This is a genomic window from Xanthomonas bonasiae (assembly GCF_017163705.1).
GTDB classification, from domain to species: Bacteria; Pseudomonadota; Gammaproteobacteria; order Xanthomonadales; family Xanthomonadaceae; genus Xanthomonas_A; species Xanthomonas_A bonasiae.
The window spans coordinates 605,387-620,536 of sequence record NZ_JAFIWB010000001.1; the positions used below are offsets into that span (position 1 = coordinate 605,387).

General features: G+C 67.3%; 11 protein-coding genes. 3 read left to right on the top strand and 8 right to left on the bottom strand.

The window, feature by feature from the left end:
- Positions 1 to 123: 123 nt before the first annotated feature.
- The 3 genes from JR064_RS02510 to JR064_RS02520 form a co-directional block, all read right to left on the bottom strand.
- Positions 124 to 1,659, bottom strand: a complete 1,536-nt coding sequence (locus tag JR064_RS02510) for a glycoside hydrolase (protein ID WP_206228684.1) — start codon at positions 1,657 to 1,659, stop codon at positions 124 to 126.
- A 22-nt stretch (positions 1,660 to 1,681) separates the two neighbouring features.
- Positions 1,682 to 1,843, bottom strand: coding sequence for a hypothetical protein (locus tag JR064_RS02515; protein WP_206228685.1), 162 nt, complete (start codon positions 1,841 to 1,843; stop codon positions 1,682 to 1,684).
- A gap of 138 nt (positions 1,844 to 1,981) precedes the next feature.
- Entirely contained in the window at positions 1,982 to 4,798 is a 2,817-nt protein-coding gene (locus JR064_RS02520) for a TonB-dependent receptor (RefSeq protein WP_206228686.1), read from the bottom strand.
- Between the two features lie 467 nt (positions 4,799 to 5,265).
- Between JR064_RS02520 and JR064_RS02525 the strand changes: the two genes are divergently transcribed.
- Positions 5,266 to 6,666: a trypsin-like serine peptidase gene (locus tag JR064_RS02525; protein ID WP_191824810.1), complete on the top strand. Its 1,401-nt coding sequence runs from the start codon at positions 5,266 to 5,268 to the stop codon at positions 6,664 to 6,666.
- A 136-nt stretch (positions 6,667 to 6,802) separates the two neighbouring features.
- Positions 6,803 to 6,955: a hypothetical protein gene (locus JR064_RS02530; RefSeq protein ID WP_164914505.1), complete on the top strand. Its 153-nt coding sequence runs from the start codon at positions 6,803 to 6,805 to the stop codon at positions 6,953 to 6,955.
- A 113-nt stretch (positions 6,956 to 7,068) separates the two neighbouring features.
- On the opposite strand, the gene JR064_RS02535 is transcribed toward JR064_RS02530, so the two are convergent.
- The gene (locus tag JR064_RS02535; protein WP_206228687.1) at positions 7,069 to 7,650 is read right to left on the bottom strand and encodes a glycoside hydrolase family 108 protein; all 582 of its coding nucleotides are present in this window, start codon (positions 7,648 to 7,650) and stop codon (positions 7,069 to 7,071) included.
- 213 nt (positions 7,651 to 7,863) lie between these two features.
- Between JR064_RS02535 and JR064_RS02540 the strand changes: the two genes are divergently transcribed.
- Positions 7,864 to 8,352, top strand: coding sequence for a pyridoxamine 5'-phosphate oxidase family protein (locus tag JR064_RS02540; RefSeq protein WP_206228688.1), 489 nt, complete (start codon positions 7,864 to 7,866; stop codon positions 8,350 to 8,352).
- 254 nt (positions 8,353 to 8,606) lie between these two features.
- Here JR064_RS02540 and JR064_RS02545 read toward each other — a convergent pair whose 3' ends face one another.
- The 4 genes from JR064_RS02545 to JR064_RS02560 form a co-directional block, all read right to left on the bottom strand.
- Positions 8,607 to 9,284 carry a hypothetical protein gene (locus JR064_RS02545; protein ID WP_206228689.1) on the bottom strand — a complete coding sequence of 226 codons (678 nt, stop codon included), beginning with the start codon at positions 9,282 to 9,284 and terminating at the stop codon, positions 8,607 to 8,609.
- Between the two features lie 174 nt (positions 9,285 to 9,458).
- Positions 9,459 to 10,391: an HDOD domain-containing protein gene (locus JR064_RS02550; protein WP_241092798.1), complete on the bottom strand. Its 933-nt coding sequence runs from the start codon at positions 10,389 to 10,391 to the stop codon at positions 9,459 to 9,461.
- A 325-nt stretch (positions 10,392 to 10,716) separates the two neighbouring features.
- Positions 10,717 to 11,196, bottom strand: coding sequence for a nuclear transport factor 2 family protein (locus JR064_RS02555; RefSeq protein ID WP_179563710.1), 480 nt, complete (start codon positions 11,194 to 11,196; stop codon positions 10,717 to 10,719).
- Positions 11,197 to 11,361: 165 nt separating this feature from the next.
- Positions 11,362 to 15,006 (bottom strand): methylmalonyl-CoA mutase family protein, encoded by a 3,645-nt coding sequence (locus tag JR064_RS02560; protein WP_206228690.1) that lies wholly within the window; start codon positions 15,004 to 15,006, stop codon positions 11,362 to 11,364.
- Between the last annotated feature and the right edge of the window lie 144 nt (positions 15,007 to 15,150).

Sequence of the window (15,150 nt, forward strand, 5' to 3'; positions counted from 1 at the left end):
AGCCCCTCGTGTACAAAACGGGCGGTCGGGTCGCATTGCGGCGGCGATTCCCGACGCCGGGATGCAGCGCCGGTACTGCGACGCGTGAACATGCGCGGCCGCGCGGCTGGGCGCGTGCTGGCTTCATGGTTTGCGCAGGACCACGCTGACCACCGACTGCGGCGGCGCCAGCGCCGCTTGCGCACCGGGCGCGGCCGCGCGGCGGCAACCGGTTTCGGCACGCTGCGAGGCCGAGGTGACGATCACCTGCTGCGACCACGCGCCAGCCCCCAGCGCCTGCGGCGCGATCGCCAGGCGCCGCGCCGACAGCCCGGCGTTGACGTGCACGAACACCAGTTCGCGCCCATCCGCCGACAGCGCCGCCACCGTATCCGGATCGTCCACCGGCAGCAGGCGCATGCCCGGCCGCAGATAGCGGCTGAAGTTGGCCATGGCCCAGTACTTGCGGGTGACCTGAAACGGATGCTCGGCCGCCGCCGCGGCGCTCAGATCCATCCGGATCAGGCCCCAATGGCGGCCGGAACCGGGCTTGCCGGCGGCCGACGTCTCGATCGCCTGCCAGAACACCCACGCCGACGGCTGCAGGCGCTTGAGGTCCAGCACCATGTGCTCGGCCAGCGCCAACGCCGGGCGCATGTCGTCCACGCCCTCCGCCACGTTGGGCGGCGACAGGTCGTTTTCCGACATCCACAGGCGAATGCCGCTGGCGGCGGCGATATCGCGCACGCCGGTCTGCCCGGTGCTGTCGTAGCTGTGCACGTTGAGCTGGCCCAGCACCGCCTTGGTGGCTTCCGAATAGCCGGACCAGTTGCGGATGAAGCCCAGCGCGCTGGTTTCGTCCATCGCCGCGACGCGCGTCTGCAAGCCGCGCGCGCGCAGCGCGCGATCGCTGGCCTGGAGGATGCGCTCCTGCGCCGGCACGCTCCAGTGCGCGCCTTCCTGGGTGTTGCCGGCGAACCAGTAGGGCGTGTCCGGTTCGTTGACCGGCGACAAGGTGCGGAAAGCGATGCCGTGGCGGCGCTGCAGTTCCTCGACCACCCGCGCCAGGTAGGTCGCGAATGCCGCGTCCTGGCCGGGCCGCAGATTGTCGTCCAGCCCGCGCTCGGCGCCGGAGACGCGGCCGCTCACGGTCATGAACCACGGCGGCGAGTTGGAAAACGCCTCGAAGATGCGCAGATCCGCGGGCACCCGCGCGCGGATCGCGTCCAGCCACCAGCGCTGGCCCTGATCGGCCGACCAGTCCCACATCGCCGGATCGTCCGCACGCCACCAGTCCTTGCCCGATGCGCCCGCCGGCTGCCGCCAGAACCCCGGTATCGCCGCGCCGGGGCGCAGATACGGCGGCGTGTCGGCCGCATTGCCGCCGCCGATGTTGTAGCGGGCGATCACCCAGCCCAGGCCGTCGCGGCCATAGAGCAGGTCGGCCAGGCGGTTGCGTACCGGATCCGGATAGGTGCCGGTCACGTTGGCGAACCAGGCCAGCGCCGTGCCGAAGCCTTCGAAGCGGGTCCGCGGCGACTGCAGGTCCGGACGCAAGGCGACGGTGACCGGCGCGTCGGCATCGCACAGCGGCGCGCCGAGACACGGCAGCGCCAGCGCCGCGGCCGCGATGCCGCCGAGCCAGCGGCGCCGCAGCAGCGCAGGCCACGTGCGCGGCATGCACGGGCGACGCAGTGCGGCGCTACGCATGCGCCACCTGCATCGGCGTCACCATCAGGCTGCCGCCGCATGCCGGCAAATCCAATCCGCATTGGGTCTCGTCGGCGGCCGCGGCCATCCCGCCCGCGATACCGCCGCCGACGATCGCGATGCGGCGCAACGGCTCGCTGGCATTCACGTCCATTGCCACCGGTACCGCTGCGTTGCCGAGCGTGATTGCATCTTCATCGGTCCTTGCAAGACATCGATCGCAGGTGCCCGGCCCATGCAGGCATGGGCCGGATGCAGCCCGCTTGAACCACCGAAGCGGGCAGCCACCGCATCAGTAGGTGATCCGTGCCGAGAAGCCGTAGCGCCGGTCGTTGAGTTCGTAGCGCAACGGCGCGCTCGCCGTGCCGATGTAGATCTCGTTCATGCGGTTGTTCAAGTTCACTGCATCGAACGACAGCGCGATGTGCTCGTTCACGTTGTAGCTGACCGAGGCATCCAGCGAGGCGTAAGGCTTCTGGTATTGCGGAATGCCGTTGGCGCCGCTGCCCTGGGTGGTGTCCAGGTATTCGCCACGCCAGCTCCAGGCCAGGCGCGCGGTGACGGGACCCTTCTCGTACAGGGCCACCGCGTTGTAGCTGTGCTTGGACAACTTCTCCAGCGGCACCGTGGCCGGGATGTCGGAGCCGGCGGTGGCGAAGGGATTGGACACGCTGCTGTCCACGTAGGTGTAGTTGAACTGGAACCCCAGGCCGCTGAGCCAACCGGGCAGGAAATCGTAGAACTGCTGGTAGGCGAATTCGGCGCCGCGGATGGTGCCGTTGCCGGTGTTGAGCGAGGTGCTGATGTCGTAGTCCAGGCCGTTGTAGTTGCGTACCACGGTGCCGCTGGCCAGGAAGCCGTCCACCTTCTTGTAGAACAGGCCGGCGGTGAGCGAGCCGGCAGGAGCGAAGTACCATTCCAGCGTCGCATCGTAGTTGTCCGACTGGACCGGACGCAGGAACGGATTGCCGGAGGACCCGCCAGGCCGCCCGGTGATCGGATTCAGCTGGCTCGATGCGCCCAGCGAGACGTTGGTCGACATCTGGTCGAAGTTGGGCCGCGCGATCAGCTGCGAATAGGCGAAGCGCGCCTGCAGGGTGTCGCTCAGGTGCGCGCGCAGGTTGAACGACGGCAGTACGTCGTTGTAGGTGCGCTCGACCGACAGCGGAGTGATGCCGCCGCCGTCCATGAACACCGCGCCGTCCGAACCGGTGGTGGTCCTGACCAGGCGCACGCCGATGTTGCCGTCCAGGCGCAAGCCGGCCAGATCGGTGTCGTAGTCGGCGGTGAAATAGCCGGCCCAGGTCTTTTCGGTCTGGTAGTTGAGGTCGCTCGGCTTGAACGCGGTCTGCGGCGCGAAGCCGAACAGCGCCTCGGTGCGCGCGGTGCGGTCGAACAGGCCGCCGCCGCTGGCGAACTCCGGATACAGCACGCCGCCGGTCAGCGTCTTGCCGTCGAAGAAGTCCGGCGACGGCCCATTGCGCACCAGTTCCGGATGCGCCGAAACCGACGGGTAGACCAGGGTCGTGGCGCAGGTCGGATCCGCCCCGGTCACGCCCAGGCAGGCGGCGTTCCAGGTGCCGCGCAGGTCGATGCTGCTGTCGGCGTAGCGCACGCCGGCGCTGAACTTGGTGAACAAACCGCCCTCGGTGAAGTATTCCAGGTCCGATTGCAGCGCCAGCTGGTCGGCGTCGTTGCGGGTCAGCGCATCGGCGATATAGCTGAAGCCGTAGTTGTTGGGATCGCTCAGCAACGCCGGATCGCGCACGTTGAAGCGCGGGTTGCCGCCGCGCAGGTCGAAGTCGACGATCGAGCGGTTGGCCGCGTTGCTGCTGTCCTCCGATGCGCGGTCGTAGAGCGAGACGACGAAGCCGTTGCGGTCGGCATCGTAGGACGAGGTGAGGTATTGCGCGTCGAACGTCACCGCCAGCTTCTCGCTGGGATTCCAGCGCAGGTTGAGGCTGTAGTTGGTGTTGGTCGAGGTGAGATCCTGGTCGTAGCGCGCCGACTCGAACATCTGGTTGTCCAGCGCGCCCGAGGTGGCGTAGCCGTTCTTGTCGAAGGTGAAGTCCGCGCCCGCCAATGGCGACGCGGCATCGCGTCGGTTGGCCTGGTAGAAGTACTTGCCCTGCCGGTAGAAGTCGTAGGTCGTGCGCAGGAACTGCCCGGTGACCAGCACCGTATCGGACGGCTTCCACTGCAGCGCGGCCGCCGTGCCCAGGCGCTTGCGGTCGCCGCCGTCGTCGTAGATCTGGAAGCCGGAGGGAATCTGCGCGCCGCTCGGCGCGCCGGCGATGACGCCGTCCGGCACCGCGACGAACGGGCCGGTCAGGATGCCGTCCTGGCGATAGCTGGAGCGGCCATAGCCGACATTGAACAGCACGCCGATCTCGCCGGCGTCGGTGTCGAAGCGGTCGCTATACAGGCCCGACGCCGACCCGCCGGTCTTGTCGGCGCGGTCATAGTAGTTGCCTTTGGCGGTGGCGCTGATGACCCGGCCGGGCGCGTCGAACGGCAGCCGGGTGCGCAGGTTCACCACGCCGCCGACGCCGCCCTCGATGATGTTCGCAGGCGGATTCTTGTAGACGTCGATACCGGACAGCAGCTCCGGCGGAATGCCTTCCAGGTCCAGCGTGCGGCCGCCGGAAGCGGAAAACGTATCGCGCCCGTCAAGGAAATTGCGCACCTGGGTCAGGCCGCGCACGGTGACGGCCGGCTGCGTGCGGTGATCGAAATCGGTGGCGCCTTCGCCGTAACGGCGCTGGATCTGCACGCCGGTGATGCGCTGCAGCGCTTCCACCGTGTTCGCATCCGGCAGCTTGCCGATGTCCTGGGCCTGCACCGAATCCACGATCTGCGTCGCGTCCTGCTTGATCGCCTGCGCCGAGCGCAGGCTTTCGCGCACGCCGGTGACCACGATGCTGTCCATTGTCTTGACGTCGGTGCCGGCCGGCTGCGCAGCGGCATCCTGCGCGCCTTGCTCGGCAGGAGTGGTGGGCTTGGCCTGCGCCCACGCCAGCAACGGCGTCAGCATCGCCAGGCCCAAGGCGCTGGCGAGGGGATTCCTGTGCTTGGGGTATTTACGCTTGAAGGGCGCACGACTTGTCATTCGAACTCTCTCCGGTACTGACGAAATTGACCTTCGTATCGAAACCGACATCGGCCTTGATGCTGCGCACGATGGACAGCGAAGTTCTTGCCGGTGGTGGCGACAACTGCAGCGACGGCAGGCAGGGATTTCAAGCTGTATTTCAAGCTATGTTCATATTTATATGACAATTAGAGAGGGCGCACGTTGCGTCGCAACACGCCTTCTGCACAGGCGTTCACAACGCCGCGCACCTTGCGGCGCCGACGTTTGACGCCCTATGCGTCGACACTGACACCGGTTGTAGATGCAGGCGACGGCGTATCGCGACGCCGCACCTGTCTACGAAATCGGCCCTGTACGCGTGACGCCGCGCACGCAATCGCCGTGCCCGCGCCCGTAGCCTCGGCATGCACCGTGGAAGTGGGTGCAACGGCATCCGGTCCCCTGCCGGATGGTCTAGTCGTCTTCTAGCAGAAGGAAGATCCATGAATCGCAAGAACGCGCTGTATCTGGCCCTGCTGGCCGGCATCTCCGGTCTTTCCCCCGTCGCCATGGCCGCCAATCCCCCAGCGGCCGAGATGGACTCCGCTCCCGTCGAAGCCCGCCCCAATGCCGCCGCGCTCGGCGGCGCCGAACTGCGCAGCCTCGCCACTGGTAGCGCGCATGCGCCGCGCGTCATCGAACTCGGCGCTCCCGACAGCGCCCAGGCCGCGACGATGAAGCAACTGCGCGGCCAGCAGGTCAAGCATGGCCAGCCGCTGCAGATCGGCTTCTCGCGCGACATCGCCAAGCCGGCGATCAACCTGCGCCGGCTCAGTTGGCAGAGCCTGCCCAACGGCGCGCAGGTCACCAGCTTCGAAATCGTCTCCACCGATGCGGCGGCGCTGCGCGCGGCATTGCAGCTCAGCGGCAGCGGCGCCCAGCCGGGCGACCCGAGCAAGGCCACGCTGCGCTTCGCCGGCGACGACGGCCGCGTGTTCGAACAGAGCGGCGCCGATTTCGCCGGCAGCGAGCCGGGCTGGTCCGCGGCGGTGTCCGGCTCGCGCCTGGTGGTGGAGATCGAACTGCCGGCCGGCCAGTATCCGCAGGGCTTCGCGCTGAAGATCCCGCAGATCTCGCACATGGACATCAATCCCGTCGCCAGCGAGGAAATGATGCGGCCGATGATCGGCGAGAGCGATTCGTGCGAGCGCGACATCGTCTGCCGCGCCAGCCCCAGCAGCGGCTTCACCTCGGCCGCCAAGTCGGTGGCGCGCATGGTGTTCAGCACCAGCAGCGGCTCCTACCTGTGCACCGGCACCCTGCTCAACAACAGCAACTCGCCGAAGAAGTACCTGTTCTGGACCGCGGCGCACTGCATCAGCACCCAGACCGTGGCCAACACCCTGCAGACCTACTGGTTCTACGACGCCACCACCTGCAACGGCTCCACGGTCAGCTCGTCCTACACCACGCTCAGCGGCGGCGCCTATCTGCGCCACGCCAACACCACCCGCGACACCTCGCTGCTGGAACTGAAGACCGCTCCGCCCAGCGGCGCCTTCTATGCCGGCTGGAGCAGTTCGGCGATCGGCTCCACCGGCACCGCGATCGAAGGCATCCACCACCCCGCCGGCGACGTGAAGAAGTACTCGCTGGGCAGCGTCACCGCGCTGTCGTCCTCGATCGACGGCAAGTCGCCGCTGTACAAGGTGGTCTGGAACACCGGCGTCACCGAAGGTGGCTCCTCCGGCTCGGGCCTGTTCACCGTCAACAGCAGCGGCGCCTACCAGCTGCGCGGCGGCCTGTACGGCGGCACCTCGTACTGCAGCGCGCCCAGCGACCCGGACTACTACTCGCGCTTTTCCGACGTGTATTCCACCATCCAGCCCTACCTGAGTCCGTAAGCCCAGGCCCGGGAGGGCCGTACTCCCGGACCCGGACAGGCCACGCCGCGCGCGTGGCCTGTCCGTACGGCCTGCCACCACCCCGGCATGCAGGGGTTACACTGGGGGCCCCATCTCACACACGGCAGGCATCCACTTGGCAAAGCCCAACTATTCCTTCGAAAAACGTCAGCGCGAAATCGCCAAGAAGAAACAGCAGGACGAGAAGGACGCGCGCAAGCGCGAAGCCCGCGAGGCGGCCAAGGCCGCAGCGGACGCCGAAGCGAAGACGCCCGACAGCGGCAACTGAGCAGCGTCGGCGGAACCGGTCCCGTACCGGCTCCCGCCAATGCGTGCCTCCCGCGGCGTTGCCGGCCATGCGCAATGGCAGGCGCCATTGCCTCGTCTTGCGCCTGGATCGACTCAGGCGATGCCGGTGGCCGGCGGAGCGGCGGAGGTGGACGCGGACGGCAACGTCGCCGGGAACCACTCCGCGCGTGCCAGCCAGCCCTTCAGGAATTTGTCGTCGGCCGGACGCTCCTGCGCCAGCCGGTCGTAGTAGTCGATCCGGCCCTGGCGATACAGCGCATAGACCTGCGCCTGGTCGGCCGCCTGCAGTGCCGCCAGCGTGGCCGGCCCCATTTCTCCATCGGTGGCCAGACCCGTGGCGACCGATTGCTGCAGGATCCGCTGCAGCAGCAGGACCGCCTCGGTCCCGGCATTGACGTAGAAATCGAACAGGATCTCGGCCAGCGGCTGCGAGGCGATCTGATCGCCGTCCAGCTTGTCCCAGTATGCATTCCGATAGATGATGCCGGCCTGCTCCGGGGTCAGCGCGCGCAGTGCGTCCAGCGTCGGCTGCTCGCCGAGCAACGGCTGCGCATAGCGCTCGAACGTCGCCAGGGTGATGCCGAGGTTGGTAGCGCCGCCGGGATCGGCCGGATCGTCGACGTAGCCCCCTTCGAACCGCAACAACTGCGGCAGATACAGATCCAGCGATGCCATGGCGACGCACTCCTTGACGAACGACAGGACGTCAGTGTGGCACCGAACCGGCAAACCAAGCTGTGCCCCAGGGAACAACTTGCGTAGCCGGAACGCTGTACGGACGTGGGCGACGGACGGCGCCTACACGCCCCGTCGACGCCTCCGTCACGACTCGCCTGCGCGCGGCAATGCACAGTCCGGGCAGGCATTCACGCCCTATCGGAGACCCGCATGGCCAGCCCGCAGGAACTGGAAGAGAAATTCTGGAAAGCGCTCAAATCCGACCGCACGGTCATGCTCGGCCTGGACGGCGTCGAGGACGGCCATGCGCGACCGATGACGGCGCAATTCGAAGGCGACGGCGGCGGTCCGATCTGGTTCTTCACCTCCAAGGACAACGCCCTGGTGCAGAAGCTGACCCAGAGCCAGCGTGTCATCGCCGCGTTCAGCGCCAAGGACCACGACCTGTTCGCCAGCATCAGCGGCACGCTCAGTGTGGACAACGACCAGGCGGTGATCGAGCGCCTGTGGAACGGCTTCATCGACGCCTGGTACGAGCAAGGCAAGGACGATCCCAAGCTGGCGCTGCTGCGCCTGGATCCGGACCACGCGCAGATCTGGCTCAACGGCTCCAGCCTGGTAGCGGGCATCAAGGTGCTGTTCGGCATCGACCCGAAGCGCGATTACCAGGACAAGGTCGCGGACGTGCCGCTGCGCTGAGCCGCGCCGAAACGCATTAAGGCCGATGGTGCCGGTGCGTTTTCTGGGCGCAGCGGCGGTGGTGCCAGACGTGACAGGTGTAACTGGTCGTAGGAATGGCGGCCGCCACCAAGTCTGGCACCTTGCCCTGTGTCCGCAACGCTTCGACCTGCACCGAAGTGCGGCAACGGTCAGGAACGCGCAGGCCATCCACCCGGCAGGCCGCCTGGCCGCATCGAGGCCTTGCAGACTTGCGCCAGTTCTGCCAAGGCCGACTAACCATCGCGCATTACATCGAAGGACGAGGCACCGAGCCGCCGGTACTTGGCCCGCAGTGCATGGAACAGATCTCCTGCCTTCACTCGCTCCCATTCCTGTTTCAGCATGCGGCTGGAGGTCTCGAGCAAGTCGTCGATGTCCTGCAGCAACTTATCGTAGGAGAATGGCTGGTCCTGCAAACCACGACCAAGGACGGCGAGGATCGACTGGAGCTTCGCATCCATCTGCTGGTGCAGCGGATCGGTCCCTTTATCGCCCTCGGCAGCAAGATTCAAGCGCAACGTGATCTTGTAATGGTTTTTTCTGCATACATCCAGATACGTGTCCAGCTTGGTCGCGATGGCTCCCTCGAGTTCGGTCAGCGTCAGCAAGTGTTTCCTTCGCTCTTCCGCGTCCACCCTCAAGTTTGAATACCCGTTCTTTTCCACGTTCTGGTTATGCGCGTCCACATCGCGTACCCAGTCGGCGATGACCTTGCGGCTGGCCGCCGCTCCCTGTCCCTGGTCCAACAACGATCCAAGCGTGCGCGCTGCGCCACAGAACAAGGAAAGTTCCTCGCGCATCGCATCGATCCAGGCCTGTCTGAATTCGGACACCTTGTTTCTTTTGTTGATGTGCAAGGTCATCAGACCGAATCCGCCTGCAATGATCGGTACCCACAGCGTACTTTCCATTGGTGCAACTCCTCTCATCAAAAGGAAACGGCGATCTAGGCGGCCACGCTGGCCGCTATCCAAAACTTGCCGCATGTCCGGGACACGGCAATTCAAGCGTCGGCATACATCCTCGCAAGACGCATCAAGACCGCCGCGTCCACAATTGGCTTTGCGCTTACGCTATTGCCACGCTCACGCTTGGCCGTCGATCAATCGTTCGCCCACTGTCGCATCGTGCTGCCGATCACGCGCAGCCAACAGGTCGGCAGCCACCAATGCGCGCGTACTGCGCAGCGATCGCGCCAATGCACTACGGCCCTGCAGTGTTGGAGCCTCGGTTTGCTCCAGCGCTTTCTGCACCCGCTCGGACAGTCCCCAATCGGCGGAGATGGCCTTCGCGCACTGCGCAGTCCAGTTCTCCAGCAAGCCGGCGACCACGTCGGGATCCGGCCGCACTGCGGCATGCCTTGCATACGCATCGCGGACCACCTGCACCACCGCGACCGCTCCCAACCCATACAGCAGCGCCAGCAACTGCGCCGCCGCGGGATGCTCGCGCTCGGCATCCTCGGCATGGCGCGCGGTGGCCTTGGCCGACAGCAAAGTGTGCTCCCACAACAGCGCCGCGCAGCGGCCGAACGCGCTGCCGTCGTCGGCAATGACCGGCTGCAGCAGCGCGGCCAGCACGATCTGGCGCAGGCCCTCGGTGCCGAGCAAGGCCACCGCGCGCTCCAGGTTCTCGATCGGCTCGGCGTGGCGGCGGTACGCGGCACTGTTGGCGATGCGCAGCAGATTGCCGGCCAGCGCCGGATCCTGGCCGAGAATCGCGGCGATGGCCTGGGCGCCGGCAGCGGGATCGTTGAGCGCGCGAGTCAGCTGCGGCAGCAGCTGCGGGCGGCGCGGCGTATAGCGTGGATGCGCATCGATGCGCGCCAGGACCGCGACGGCCGCCGCGGCGATCTCGGCCTGCGCGGCAGCCGAGGCCGCGCTGGGTTCGGGCGCAGGCACGCCGGCGAACGCCAGCGCGTACAGGCGCAGCAATAGCGCGGATTCCTGCGCTGCGGAAAGTTCGGCGGCAGTTGCGGCCACGCCCTGCCCCGGCTCCGCCGCGATCACCGCATCCATGCCGGCGTCTTCGCCGGTGGCACGGTGCGCGGGCGCGGCGACGGTTTGCGCAACGGCGATCGGCGCGACAGGTCCGCGCCGGCGTCCACGGCGCCACATCCAGCCGCCGATACCCAGCAGCAGCGCAACGGCAACGCCTGCAATCCAAATCGACGGCACCATCATCGGCATCCGCAAGGTCGCCAGATCCCCCACCCGGCTGGAAGCGCAACCACGGCCAGGCGCGCCACGCCATTCAAGCATGGCGCGCAGGTTCCTGCTTGAACGGCCGCGGCGACCTGCACGCGAGGCTGCAGCGACTGCGCGGCGCCTCCGCCATGCACGCTCAGGGCGCCGGCGCAGCCGCCGCGCGATGGCCGTAGCTGAGCACCCGCGTCAGCTTCCAGCCGTCCTGGTCCTGGCGCCACACCATCACGAATTTTGCGATGCCTTCGCAACGCCCGCTGGCCAGCTCGCAGAAGCGGTGTTCGCCCTCCTCGATCGCACCGAAGTCCTTGACCGGGTAGACCCGCAGCGTGCCGTCCACCAATTCGCGGCGCACCTTGCCGCAGATCCACTTGCGCGTGTTGTCGACCACGGTCTTGCGGTCCCAACTGGCGCCGCCGGTGTCGTGATAGAACTCCACGTCGGGCACGAACAGTTGCTCGAACGCCGCCATGTCGCAGCGGTTGTAGGCGCCGAACAGGCGCTGGTCCAGTGCGGCGACCGTGTCGAACAGCGGCCCCGCAGTGCCGTCCTCGGTCGGCGCCGCGGCTCGCGCGGTCGCCGCGCAAGCCAACAGCAGGAGCGATCCCCATATCTTCATCCGCCACCTCCCCCGTCGTCGATGCGCAACTATGCGTCTCCCCAGGCCGCGCCTGCAATGGCGCCAGGCACGTGCCGCAGGCAGTGGGCTGGGCGGCGGCAAACGCAGAGATGGCTGGCTGCAGGCACCCGCAGCGCATGCGCCACGGCCGCCGTTGGCCGGCGGCTACATGTTGCGCCGGTACTCCCCGCCCACTTCGTACAGCGCGTGGCTGATCTGCCCCAGGCTGTGGGTCTTCACCGCCTGCATCAGCGCGGCGAAGACGTTGCGGCGCTCGCGCGCGGCACGCTGCAGATAGCCCAGGCCCGCCGCATCGCCGGGAGCCGGCGCGGCGGCCGCTTCGGCCGGTTCCGCTTGCAGCGGCTGCGCCGGCGCAATGCCGTTGCGGCGCTGCTGCCAGTCGCGCACGTTGGCGATCTGCTGGCCCTTTTCTTCCTCGGTGGAGCGGATCAGTTCGATCTGGGTCGCGGTCTCGCCGGCGTGCTGCTTGGGCAGGAAGGTATTGACCCCGACCAGCGGCAGGCTGCCGTCGTGCTTCTTGTGCTCGTAGTACAGGCTCTCTTCCTGGATCTTGCCGCGCTGGTACATGGTGTCCATCGCGCCGAGCACGCCGCCGCGCTCGCTGATCGCCTCGAACTCCTTGTACACCGCCTCCTCCACCAGATCGGTGAGCTGCTCGACGATGAAGCTGCCCTGCCAGGGGTTCTCGCAGAAATTCAGCCCCAGCTCCTTGTTGATGATCATCTGGATCGCCACCGCGCGGCGCACGCTTTCCTCGGTCGGCGTGGTGATCGCCTCGTCGTAGGCGTTGGTGTGCAGGCTGTTGCAGTTGTCGAACAGCGCATACAGCGCCTGCAGCGTGGTGCGGATATCGTTGAACTGGATCTCCTGCGCATGCAGCGAGCGACCGGAGGTCTGGATGTGGTACTTCATCATCTGGCTGCGTTCGTTGCCGCCGTAGCGCTCGCGCATCGCCCGCGCCCAGATGCGCCGCGCCACGCGGCCGATCGCGGTGTACTCCGGATCCATGCCGTTGCTGAAGAAGAAGCTCAGGTTGGGCGCGAAATCGTCGATGCGCATGCCGCGCGCCAGGTAGTACTCGACGATGGTGAAGCCGTTGCTCAGGGTGAAGGCGAGCTGGCTGATCGGGTTCGCGCCGGCCTCGGCGATGTGATAGCCGGAGATCGACACCGAATAGAAGTTGCGCACCTTCTGCTCGACGAAATACTGCTGGATGTCGCCCATCATGCGCAGCGCGAACTCGGTGCTGAAGATGCAGGTGTTCTGCGCCTGGTCCTCCTTGAGGATGTCGGCCTGCACCGTGCCGCGCACGCTGGACAGGGTCTGCGCCTTGATCTGCGCATAGGTCTGCGCGTCGACCAACTGATCGCCGCTGACGCCGAGCAAGGCCAGGCCCAGGCCGTCGTTGGTCGGCGGCAAGTCGCCGTGATAGCGCGGCCGCTGCCGGCCTTCGAACAACTGCGCCAGAGTCTGCTCGGCCTGCGCCCAGCGCTGCGCATCGGCCTTGAGGTATTTCTCCACCTGCTGGTCGATGGCGGTATTCATGAACATCGCCAGGATCATCGGCGCCGGGCCGTTGATGGTCATCGACACGCTGGTCGTCGGCGCGCACAGGTCGAAGCCGGAGTACAGCTTCTTCATGTCGTCCAGGGTGGGAATGTTGACCCCGGAATTGCCGATCTTGCCGTAAATGTCCGGGCGTGGTGCCGGGTCCTCGCCGTACAGGGTGACGCTGTCGAAGGCGGTGGACAGGCGCGCGGCCGGCTGGCCCACGCTCAGATAGTGGAAGCGGCGGTTGGTGCGCTCCGGCGTGCCCTCGCCGGCGAACATCCGGATCGGGTCCTCGCCGGCGCGGCGGTACGGATAGACGCCGCCGGTGTAGGGATAGCTGCCGGGCAGGTTCTCCTTGCCGAGGAAGCGCAGCAGCTCGCCCCAGCTCCTGTAGCGCGGCGCGGCGATCTTCGGGATCGGCTGATGGCTCAGCGACTGGCGGTAGTTCTCCACGCGGATCGCCTTGCCGCGCACTTCGTATTCGGTGACCTCGTCGGTGATCGACTTCAGCCGCTGCGGCCACTCGCGCAGCAACTTCAGCGACTCGCTGGACAGCGCCTGCAGCGCGTCGTTGTAGCGCTGGCGCAGCAGCAGCAAGGTCGCATCGACGGCGGCGCCGGCCATGGCGGGCGCATCGGCGCTGCGCGCGGGTGGCTGCAGTTCCTCGACTGCGTAAAGGTCCAACTGCTTCGGCAACTGCGGGTCCTGCAGTTCGTGCAGCGATTGCCAGAACGATTGCGCGCGATCCGCGGCCTCGGCCTGGCGTTCGATGCCGGCGTTGAGCGCGCGACCCTGTTCGGCGATCTCGGCCAGGTAGCGCACGCGCGCACCGGGGATCAGCACGGTGGCGCGCGGCTCCTTCAGCGTGGTGTCCAGCTGCGGCCGGAAATCGCAGTGCGGCGACGCCGCGGCGTGGCGGGCGGCGCTGCTCGTTTCGGCTCCGGGGTCGGACGCCTCGAGGCCCAGCTTCGCGCGCAACAGCCGGCACAGGTTGACGAACATCCAGCTGATGCCGGGATCGTTGAACTGGCTGGCGATGGTCGGATACACCGGCACCGCCTCGTCCTCCAGCTGGAACGCGACGCGGTTGCGCCGCCACTGCTTGCGCACGTCGCGCAGCGCGTCCTCGGCGCCGCGCCGGTCGTACTTGTTCAGCACCACCAGCTCGGCGAAGTCGAGCATGTCGATCTTTTCCAGCTGGCTCGGCGCGCCGTAATCGCTGGTCATCACGTACACCGGGAAATCGACCAGATCGACGATCTCCGAATCGCTCTGGCCGATGCCGGCGGTCTCCACGATCACCAGGTCGTAGCCGATGCCTTTCAGGAACGCGATGCAGTCCTTGAGCACGCGATTGGTGGCCGCATGCTGGCGCCGCGTGGCCATCGAGCGCATGTACACGCGCGGGCTGCGCAAGGCGTTCATGCGGATACGGTCGCCGAGCAGCGCGCCGCCGGTGCGGCGCCGGCTCGGATCCACCGACACCACCGCGATGCGCATCTGCGGGAAGCCGGCCAGGAAGCGGTTGAGCAATTCGTCGGTGACCGACGACTTGCCGGCGCCGCCGGTGCCGGTCAGGCCCAGCACCGGCGCTGCGTGCCGCGTGCGGGACTCGGGACCCGGCAGGCCGGACTGCCATTGCTTGCGCAGCAGGGCCAGTTCGGACTCGGAGAACGCGCCATCCTCGAGCGCCGACAACACCTTGCCGATGCCGATCTCGTCGTCGATGCTCGGAAGCGGGACGCCGGCCTGTTCCGGGTCCCGAGTCCCGGGTCCCGAGTCCCGCGCACGCGAAGCGCGCGCCACCACGTCCTCGATCATCTCCACCAGACCCATCTTCATGCCGTCGTTGGGGTGGTAGATGCGCTCCACGCCGTAGGCCTGCAGCTCGGCGATCTCCTCCGGGGTGATGGTGCCGCCACCGCCGCCGAACACCCGCACATGGCCGGCGCCGCGTTCGCGCAGCATGTCCACCATGTACTTGAAATACTCGACATGGCCGCCCTGGTAGGAGGACAGCGCGATCGCGTCGGCGTCCTCCTGCAAGGCCGCGCGCACCACGTCCTCGACGCTGCGGTTGTGGCCGAGATGGATCACCTCCGCGCCCTGCGCCTGGATCAGCCGGCGCATGATGTTGATCGCCGCATCGTGGCCGTCGAACAGGCTGGCAGCGGTGACGAAGCGCAGCGGGCTGGTATCGGCTTGCGGCAGCGGCACGCGGGACGCGGGAATGCTCATCGAGAAGACATCGGCAAGAGAATGCGGCAATTCTAGGCGCGCAGCGCAGCGTGGGCAGGTTGCGCTGCAACATGCGGCGACCCGCGCGCTGGCGGCGAGCGCGCCGCCGGACGCCACGGCGAACGTAGCTATCCGGGACATGAA